This is a genomic window from Streptococcus sp. 2154, assembly GCF_013277255.1.
GTDB lineage: Bacteria > Bacillota > Bacilli > Lactobacillales > Streptococcaceae > Streptococcus > Streptococcus pseudopneumoniae.
Genome location: NZ_VMMK01000029.1, coordinates 68,094 through 77,430, shown reverse-complemented (window position 1 = coordinate 77,430; position 9,337 = coordinate 68,094). Strand labels below are relative to the sequence as shown.

9 protein-coding genes are annotated in these 9,337 nt (G+C 42.6%); all 9 read right to left on the bottom strand.

Annotated elements, in window-relative coordinates; translation table 11 throughout:
* Nucleotides 1-217 precede the first annotated feature (217 nt).
* The 9 genes from HT693_RS05555 to HT693_RS05515 all read right to left on the bottom strand — a co-directional run bounded on the left by HT693_RS05555 (nucleotide 218) and on the right by HT693_RS05515 (nucleotide 9,324).
* Nucleotides 218-883, bottom strand: coding sequence for a TrkA family potassium uptake protein (locus HT693_RS05555; RefSeq protein WP_001283900.1), 666 nt, complete (start codon nucleotides 881-883; stop codon nucleotides 218-220).
* Nucleotides 884-896: 13 nt separating this feature from the next.
* The gene (locus HT693_RS05550) at nucleotides 897-2,276 is read right to left on the bottom strand and encodes a TrkH family potassium uptake protein (RefSeq protein ID WP_000897723.1); all 1,380 of its coding nucleotides are present in this window, start codon (nucleotides 2,274-2,276) and stop codon (nucleotides 897-899) included.
* Nucleotides 2,277-2,489: 213 nt separating this feature from the next.
* Nucleotides 2,490-3,254: a nucleoside phosphorylase gene (locus HT693_RS05545; RefSeq protein ID WP_050208264.1), complete on the bottom strand. Its 765-nt coding sequence runs from the start codon at nucleotides 3,252-3,254 to the stop codon at nucleotides 2,490-2,492.
* Between the two features lie 140 nt (nucleotides 3,255-3,394).
* Complete coding sequence (locus tag HT693_RS05540) at nucleotides 3,395-4,249, bottom strand: VOC family protein (RefSeq protein WP_000220708.1); 855 nt, start codon at nucleotides 4,247-4,249, stop codon at nucleotides 3,395-3,397.
* Nucleotides 4,250-4,449: 200 nt separating this feature from the next.
* Entirely contained in the window at nucleotides 4,450-5,487 is a 1,038-nt protein-coding gene (locus tag HT693_RS05535) for an aldose epimerase family protein (RefSeq protein WP_172925000.1), read from the bottom strand.
* Nucleotides 5,488-5,602: 115 nt separating this feature from the next.
* Nucleotides 5,603-6,769: an SIS domain-containing protein gene (locus HT693_RS05530; RefSeq protein ID WP_023932934.1), complete on the bottom strand. Its 1,167-nt coding sequence runs from the start codon at nucleotides 6,767-6,769 to the stop codon at nucleotides 5,603-5,605.
* Nucleotides 6,770-7,205: 436 nt separating this feature from the next.
* The gene (locus HT693_RS05525; RefSeq protein ID WP_023932930.1) at nucleotides 7,206-7,610 is read right to left on the bottom strand and encodes a PTS sugar transporter subunit IIA; all 405 of its coding nucleotides are present in this window, start codon (nucleotides 7,608-7,610) and stop codon (nucleotides 7,206-7,208) included.
* A gap of 6 nt (nucleotides 7,611-7,616) precedes the next feature.
* Nucleotides 7,617-8,432: a PTS system mannose/fructose/sorbose family transporter subunit IID gene (locus HT693_RS05520; RefSeq protein ID WP_000185298.1), complete on the bottom strand. Its 816-nt coding sequence runs from the start codon at nucleotides 8,430-8,432 to the stop codon at nucleotides 7,617-7,619.
* Nucleotides 8,419-9,324: a PTS mannose/fructose/sorbose/N-acetylgalactosamine transporter subunit IIC gene (locus HT693_RS05515; protein ID WP_000617007.1), complete on the bottom strand. Its 906-nt coding sequence runs from the start codon at nucleotides 9,322-9,324 to the stop codon at nucleotides 8,419-8,421. The genes HT693_RS05520 and HT693_RS05515 overlap by 14 nt, the downstream gene beginning before the upstream one ends.
* Nucleotides 9,325-9,337: the final 13 nt, after the last annotated feature.

The following is a 9,337-nucleotide window of genomic DNA, read 5'->3' as shown; positions in this document are numbered from 1 at the left end:
TTGAGGTTGCAGATAAGACTGACGAAGTCAGTTACCTATACCTACGGCAAGGTGACGTTGACGTGGTTTAAATTTGACTTTCGAAGAGTATTACTCTCTCTTGTCACTGCTTTCTATTCTACCATAAAGTCCAGCCTTTGAAGAACTTTTACTAGAATACAAGGCTTCTGTCTCTATTTACCATCTTAAGCATCAAAAAAGAGGGAAGCTCCCTCTTTTACAAATTCAATGCTGCTAGGGTATCCAAATACTGGTTGTTGATGACCGCCAAAATATAGGTATCTGCCTTCAAGAGGTCATCTGGTCCAAATTCAACATCCAATGGGGAATTTTCCTGCTCTCGGAAGCCCAAAATATTCAGATTATATTTGTCACGGAGGTCTAATTTACTCAGACTTTGACCTGCCCAAGACTGAGGAATTTTCATCTCCACAATAGAGACATTTTTATCCAACTGAAAGACACCAACACTATTATGGAAAAGAATGGTATGTGCTAGAGACTGCCCCATTTCATACTCTGGCGAGACAACCGAGTCAGCTCCAATCTTTTCTAGCACTTTCTTAGCAGTCTGACTTTTGACCTTAGCAATAACAGTCGGTACCCCCAAACTCTTACAGTGCATAACCGCAAGCACACTCGACTCCAGATTTCCACCTGTCGCGACGACAACGGTATCGCAGGTATCAATCCCTGCTGATCTCAATAATTCTTCATCTGTGATGTCACCAATCACTCCACGCGCCAAAACTGGCTCAAACTGATTGATGCGCTCTGCGTGGTCATCAATAGCGATAATATTCATATCCTGCTTGGCTAGGGCAGCTAGGACACTGCTCCCAAAAATTCCCAATCCTAAAATTCCAATCGTACGATCTGACATTCTCTTTCCTTTCTTAACCAATACTAATATCTGCTTTCATATAGTGAATCATATCTTTCTTTTCTGGATGGTAATCTGCCAAGCTAACAAACAAGGTCAAGGGACCAATTCGTCCCATAAACATAAGTGGCATGATAACACTGAGAGCCAATTTCCCAAGATCAGAAGTCAAATTTGCCGTTACACCAACTGTACTAAGAGCTGAAATGGTTTCAAATATGAGGTGGATAAAGGGAGGATTGCCTTTGGCTGTCATCCCTAGCAGAATCAATCCTACCAAGAAGCTCATCAAAAAGATAATAAAGACACTAAAGGATTTTTGAACCGTTCGCGGCGCAATCGTTCGTCTCGCAACATTGGCATGAGGCAAGCCCAAAAGCTCACTTCGCGCAAAGACCAAGAGGACAAAAAATGTCGTAATCTTGAGCCCCCCAGCCGTTCCCCCAGGTGCCCCACCTAGAAACATCTGTAAGATATAAATCAAAAGAGTCACAGGATGAGCCTGAGTATAATCTATCGTAGAAAAGCCTGCTGTTCGCATCGTCACTGTTTGAAAAAAGCTAACTAAAACCTTATCGGCAACAGGGAGATTGCCAATCGTTCCAGCATTGTTCCACTCAAGAAAGAGAGTAGTTGCCGTTCCAAATAACAACAAACCTAGAGTCAATAATAGTACAAGCTTCGTATGAAAGTGCAGGCGCCCTTTTTTCTTTCTTCCTACATGACCAGCCAAATCAAACCAGACCATAAAGCCAAAACCACCTGTAATAATTAAGCCTGCAATCACCAGATTGACCAGTAAATCGGTCTGAAAAGCAAATAAACTGGTGCTCCCCAAATTATCAAAACCTGCATTACAGAAGGCGGATATAGCTAGAAAAATGGAACTAAAAAGACCGCGCCCCCAGCCAAGTTGTGGAACAAAACGAAAACTGAGGAATAGAGCTCCCAAACCCTCAACTAGAAAAGTTGTGAGAAAAATAGAATGGACAAACTTTCTCAAAGATCGAGTTTCTCCATAACTAAAACTATCCTGAATAGTTGCACGGCTACGAAGACTAAGCTTTTGCTTGCTCTGGATATAGAAAACTCCAATAAAGGTCATGAGTCCTAGACCACCGATCTGAATCAAGAGCAAACAGATTATTTGACCCCAGATATTATATGTGTGAGCTACTGGAAGGGTTGAAAGACCTGTCACACAGACTGCAGAGACAGCAGTGAAAAGATGATCAAAATAAGTCGCTCGTGAGCTTTCAACTTGGACAAAGGGCAAGCTCAAAAGAAGAGAGCCTAGTAAAATGACCAAGGCAAAACTCAAAAAAATACGACGGGCTGGCGATAAACGAGATAAGCCTAGCTCTATTTTTTCCTTAGATAATTTGAATAACATGTTTCCATTGTACCATAAAACAAAAGAAATATCTCAAATAGGAATGGACAAAACATCGCGTACGCTTATCCTAAAAAAGAGGTTATCCAAACTCGTCCATTTCTAGAAACGTCTAAAAACTACCGACTTCCTATTTTATTCGGCAAAAAATAATCATCAATCAAGCTTTTAAAGTTCTCCTTCACTAAGATAAGAAACTGCCGAGAAAAGCGACTAAAGTTGCACAACACTTGCTAAACTCAGTTCTAACGCCTTCTCAAAAGCTTCCGATCCCCAGTCACGACTATCGTACTGGTCCAAGTCTGCTAAGGAATCAGCTGTGAACAACAATTCTCCCCAGAGAACCCCTCGCAGTTGGGCTACTGCCACAAGCGCAGAACACTCCATCTCCACAACAGCACAGCCCTCTTCCTTACGATAAGCCACCTTTTCAGCCGTTTCTCGGTAAAAACCGTCTGTCGTCCAGGTCAGGACTTCTTCATAGGGAATCCCTCTGACTTCCAAAACTTGCTCAATGGCAGCAATAGCCTCTGGCTGCATTTCCATATAACGAGAAGGTGCCACATAGTGGTAACTGGCTCCTTCATCTCGCAGAGCGCGAACAGGGACTAGAAAGGCATTTTCCTCTATATCGGCTAGCACACCACAGGTACCTGTGGAAATAATCTGCTCCACACCATAGCCAATCAACCAATCCATAAACTGGGCTGCTGGAGCTGAACCAACAGGAGCCTGAGCCAGACAAATCTCCTCGCCTTTGTAGTTCACGACATAGACTGGATAGGTCTTGGTGGCTGAAACGAATTCGCCGACACAGTCCGCCCCTACTTCCCTCGCATAGCGGTCAATCTCTTCACCTAAAAATGCATAGACACATTTCTTGGGCAAGTGCAAGTCCAGCCCCTCGTGATTGGGCATGATAACCGCCTGAGGATTATCATCAAACTCTAAAATAGGAATCACATGTTTCTGAATCATAGCCTGCCTCCTCTAATTTTGTACTATTGTATCAAAAATTGACGGAGTGTCAAGGAGGAGGCTGATGAACTGAGGAAAAGCTAATACTAGAATAAAAACCACTTTCTACAATTGATGCTCTGATTTTCATCACATCCTGTCTATCGAGCTAAGCAAATACGAGTCACAATTCCATCTGAGTCTGTGATTTCCAATTGGCTCGATGTCATCCATTTGATTGGTGCGTCAACTTCTTGTGCTCGTTGGGCAATCGTTAACAGTTCTTCTTTATGTGCGACTTCGATGACATAGTAGGCTAAACCTGGTAAGCCTTGCTTACGCGAATCCAGACCTTTTCCTCCCCATTCGTTAACTGCTAAATGATGATGGTAATCTCCAGCCGCAATCCAACTAGCGCTAGGCACACTGAATTTATCCTCTAGCCCTAACACCTTTTGATAAAACTGGCTGGACTTTCGACTATCCTTGACGGAAAGATGAATATGCCCCATTCTCGTACCTTCTGTCAAGATAAAGGGCTCTACTCTTTCCCCCAACTCATAAATGTCCTGCGCCGCAAGAGCCTCCGTCACTCCGATAATGCGTCCATCTTCTCGAATATCCCATGTGGAAACCGGCTTATCTCGATAGAGTTCAATGCCATTTCCCTCCAAATCTTCCAAGTAAATAGCTTCACTGTAACCATGGTCTGCACCGCCGACAAGAGGAATCTGTAAATCTGTCAGGTGTTTCAAGACATCAGCCAAAGCCTTGCGTGTGGGCAAGAGAATGGCCAAATGGTAAAGACCACAATGTTCCCTCACTTCTCCGCTCTCTTGTGCTTGAATCAGCTGTACCAAGACTTTTCCACCAAGGCCTAGAATGGACTCTGTCTCAGTTTGAGATAAGATTTCTAAACCAATAACTTGCTGATAAAAGGCTGTTTGACTGGCCAAATCCTTTACATTTAAAACTGTCTCTGCCAAATAAATGTGACTCTTGTATTCATAGGTCATAAATGGTCCTCTTTTCTCGTTGTAATTATTACAACTATTGTATAATTTCCATCAAGAAAGTCAAGCCAGATAACTCAAAAATAACACCATTTCAGGATAATATAAAGTAAATCATTTCATAATAAAACGCATATTATCAAACTTTTCATCACCTGACAATATGCGTTATTTTAATTTTAAAGACTTTTTGACCAGCTTTTTTATTTCACAACAAGTTCATAACGTGTCTTACTGGTGAAGGTTTGACCAGCTTTAAGAATGACTTGGTCTTTGAGGTCGCTGTGAATGGCATCTGGTAAAGCTTGCGCTTCAAGGGCAATCCCATTGTGCTGTAGCATTGGCTGACCTCCTATGATGACACTTTCATCCACAAAGTTTGCTGTGTAGACCACAAAGCAAGGAGCTTCTGTCTTGAAAAGCAGGAAGCGACCTGAATTTTGGTCATAAAGGAATCCAGCATTGTCATGGCCTGCAGGAAGGGCAAATGGATGATCCAAACCTGATGCCAGCTGGATTTGCTCATCTTCTTCTGCAAAGATATCCTTCAACAAGGTACCATTGTAGACGTGTTTGACCACATCACGGTTGGCTTCTGGAGTTTTGGCAGGAACACCGTCAGGAGCGATTGAGTAAATGCCCTCTGTGTTTAGTTGGAAGACATGACGGTCAATCGTCTGCGTGAAATCACCAGACAAGTTGAAATAGCTGTGGTTGGTTGGATTGACCAGCGTATCCTGATCGGTCATTACCTTGTAGCTGATTTCATAGGCACCAGTTTCTTCCAAGTTGTAGCTAATCCAAATCTTGAGATTACCAGGAAATCCTCCTGTCCCATCTGTACGCTCTGTGTAGAGGGTCAAGCCATGGTCGCTCACTTCAACCAATTCAAACAAACTCGAATCCCAACTAGTTGAACCACTGTGGTTACAGTTGCTAGCATTGTTGACTTCAAGGTCATAGGTCTTGCCATTAAGCTCAAAGGTCGCGCCAGCAATACGACCTGCCACAGGACCTACGCTAGCTCCATGCTTGGGGCTATTACCTACATAGCTATCAAAGTCATCAAATCCCAAAATAACGTTGGCAAAATTTCCAGCCTTATCAGGTGTGACATAACGCAAGATAGTCGCACCATAAGTCATGACTTCAAGCTGGTAGCCACCGTCCGTCTCAAAACGATAGGCCAAGACATCCTTGCCCTCAACATTTCCAAACACACGCTCTGTGTATGCTTTCATTCTGTTCTCCTTTTACTATTTCTCTCAAGCAAACAAACCATAGAAAGCCTACTGACAATCTATGGTTTATCTGATAATTTACAAATCCTCTTGTCAAGAATTCATAAACACTGTCTTACTTTTGATATTCGTGGATGATAACACCTTGTACCACACGGTTTACGGTACCTGTAGGAGACGGTGTATCTGGTTTATTTTCTACCTTGAGTGAAGTCAATAGAGCAAAGAGTTGGGCATAAACGATGTAAGGGAAGACACGATAAATATCATTCAAGACACCGCCACAACCAAGGACCACTTCTTTGACATTTTCAAGACCAAAAGCTTGATCACTCAAAAGCACAACACGACGAGCAATCTGGTCACCAGCAACTTCACGAACCAAGTCTAAGTCGTACTTGCGAGTGTAGTCTGTCCTTGTACCAAAGACCAAAACAACTGTATTTTCGTTGATAAGAGATTTTGGACCGTGACGGAAGCCAACTGGGCTTTCATACATGGTCGCAACTTGACCAGCAGTTAATTCCAAAATCTTGAGCTGAGCTTCATGAGCAAGTCCAAAGAAAGGACCAGCGCCTAGATAGATGACACGGTTAAAGTCTAAATCAACGAGCTCTTTGACATCTTCTACCTTGTCTAAAACTTTACGGGCAAGACTAGATACAACTTCAAAACGTTCAGACTTAACAGCAAATTCTGTAGGATCAAAGACCAAGAGAGCTGTCAACATCATAGACGTAAAGCTAGAAGTCATGGCAAATCCAGCATCATTAGAGACAGCTGGTTGCAAGAGCAAGAGATTACGGTCATCACCGTGAGCTTGAAGAGCCAATTTACCATCTGCTGCACAAGTAATCGTCACTTGATAAAGCTCATCCACCAAGGATTTGGCCAAATCAACAGTCGCCACACTTTCAGGCGAGTTCCCACTACGAGCAAAAGACACAAGGACAGTTGCCACATCTTTTTTCAAATAGGTTGCTGGATTGGCAACGATATCTGTTGTTGCAATGGCATTGAAATTCCATTTGCGTTCGTCATAGACTTCCTTAAAATAAGGTAGCAAGGTATCTCCCACATAAGCAGAAGTCCCAGCACCTGTCAAGATAACCTTAATATAGTCATGTTTATCAGCGATTTCTTGTAGGAAGGCTGCAATTTCTTCACGTTTTGCTTGATAAAATTCAAAAGCTTCTCTCCATACATCAGGCTGTTGGTAGATTTCACGCGTAGTGATTTCTGCACCCAATTCGAGCAAGTCTTCTTTTGTATAATATAGCATTGAGTTCCTCTTTTTCTATTAAAGATGGGAATGGGAGTAAACTCCATTCCCATGTATATTCTATATAAAATGCTCTAACGATTTTCACGTTGTCACATGAATTGAATCGAGTTCCAACTAAAATCTGTAGGAAACTAGCCGCAGGCTGCTCAAAGCACTGCTTTGAGGTTGTCGGATAAGACTGACAAAGTCAGCTCAAAACACCGTTTTGAGGTTGCCGGATAAGGCTGACGAAGTCAGCTCAAAGCACTGCTTTGAGGTTGCCGGATAGGACTGACAAAGTCAGCTCAAAACACCGTTTTGAGGTTGCCGGATAAGACTGACGAAGTCAGCTCAAAACACTGCTTTGAGGTTGCCGGATAAGACTGACGAAGTCAGTAACATATACCTACGGCAAGGCGACGTTGACGTAGTTTGAAGAGATTTTCGAAGAGTATTATTCATCTTCGTCATCATCGAAGTCCGCTAACAGATCATTAACTTTCACAATGCTTTCTGCAGCACGGATCTTATAGTCCGCATCTGCGCCTGTCAGGCTCGCATTGATAAATTCAATCACCATTGGAAGATTCATCCCTGCGTAAAGTTCGATGTCACGACCTTCCATAATCAAACGACTGACCACGTTACACGGTGTTCCACCGAGAAGATCCGCAAAAACTAGGAAATCATCTAACCCTTCAATAACAGCTTCAAATTTAGCAGTAAATTCTTCTGGGCTATCTTCTGGAAGAAGAGCTACTGTGTAAATGTTGTCTTGTGGGCCCATAATCATTTCTGTGCTACCTCTAAGCTCCTCACAGAAGCGACCATGGCTCACCAAAATTAATGATTTAGTCATAAGAAATTACATTCCAAGTGCAAAGTGACCAAGGGCAGAAAGAGCTAAAGCAAGTACGATAATAATACCGATAGCTTTAGTAGAGTTCATACCTTTCTTACCAAGCAACCAGAAGATAAAGGCAGTAAAGATTGCTGGAAGCAAACGTGGGAAGATTTGGTTCAAGATGTCTTGGAAATCAATCATCTTTTCACCGATTGGCAACTTGTAAGAAATTTCAAAGTTAATCACTGTTGCTACAAGAGCACCCATCATGAAGACACCAAGTACAGATGCAGCGTCAATCAAAGCTGTCAAGGTACTTTGCATATTGTTGATAAGGTTAACCCCTTCTTTGTAAGCAAATTCCAACTGTTTCCAACGGAAGATGTCATACGCTACTGCAACTGCAATCCAAAGGAAGATCCCCCAAGGTTGGCCAGCGATAGCCATAGTTGCTGCGACTGACCCCATGATAGCAGGTACAAGTGAACCAAAGATTGTATCCCCAAGAGGAGCGAATGGTCCCATCAAACCTGTCTTGATACCGTTAACGGCGTCTTTTGAACCTACACCATCTTTTTCTTCCATGGCAAGGTCAAAACCAGCGATAATAGTATGGAAGAATGGTGAAGTATTGAAGAATTGAGTATGAACTTTCATCATTTCTTTCAATTCAGGAGTTCCATCCCCATACATTTTACGCAACTGAGGCAAGATCATGTAAAGGTAACCAGAAGCTTGCATACGTTCGTAGTTCCAACCTAATTGGAAAGTAAACAAGCTACGTTTGTTGATTTGATTAAAATCTTCTTTTGTTAGTTTGTAATTAGAATTCGTCATCTTCGATTTCCCCACTTTCTGATGGTGTAGAAGGTGCTGCTACAGCTACTTTTTGGCTATTTTTGAAGTGAAGCACTGCAAGGAAAATACCTACGATAGAGATACCAATCATAGACAATCCTTTGAAGTTGTTCACGAAACCAATTTTTTCAGCAACTTCAGCAGGAAGAGTACCTACGATACCAGCAACAGCGCCACCAAGACCTGTTACATATGAGTAAAGAACAGTCAACATAGCTGTCAAACCAAATCCCATAGCAAGGTAATGAAGGTTACGTTTAACTGGAAGGTAACGAAGCAAGATTGCAAATCCAAGACCTGGAAGCATACGTCCTGCGAGTGTCAAACCATCTGCAATCCATTGGTATTTTGTAACGAAGTCTACTACGCCTTGTACAAATTCACCACCAAAAGCAAGGGCAAAGAAGACTGGAAGGGCACGAGATAAAGCCCAAGGAATCGCACCAAGCAAGTAGTTGCGTTCAATACCTTTATAGTCAAAGCGTTCGATGGCAGCATCCACACGGTGAGCGAAGAAGGTAGTAGTCATACGACCAAGAACGTCGAAGTAAGTCAAGAGAGTTGCTACTGGTACAGCGATTGTAGTAATGGCAAGCGGTGCATCAATTCCTTGTGAAACAGAGAAGGCTGTCGCAAGAACCGCACCAGAAGTTGCGTCGATACGAGAAGCACCACCGAAGGTACCAACCCCAAGAACGAACAGTTGCAAGTTACCACCGATAAGCAAACCAGTAGTCACATCTCCCATGATTAAACCAGTAATGAAACCAGCAAATACAGGGGAACCTGCAGATGAAACGATCGTCAACTCATCACAGATTTGATAAGCTGAGTACAAAGTGAGAAGTAAAATTTGCCACCATTGTATCATAACAATGACCTCC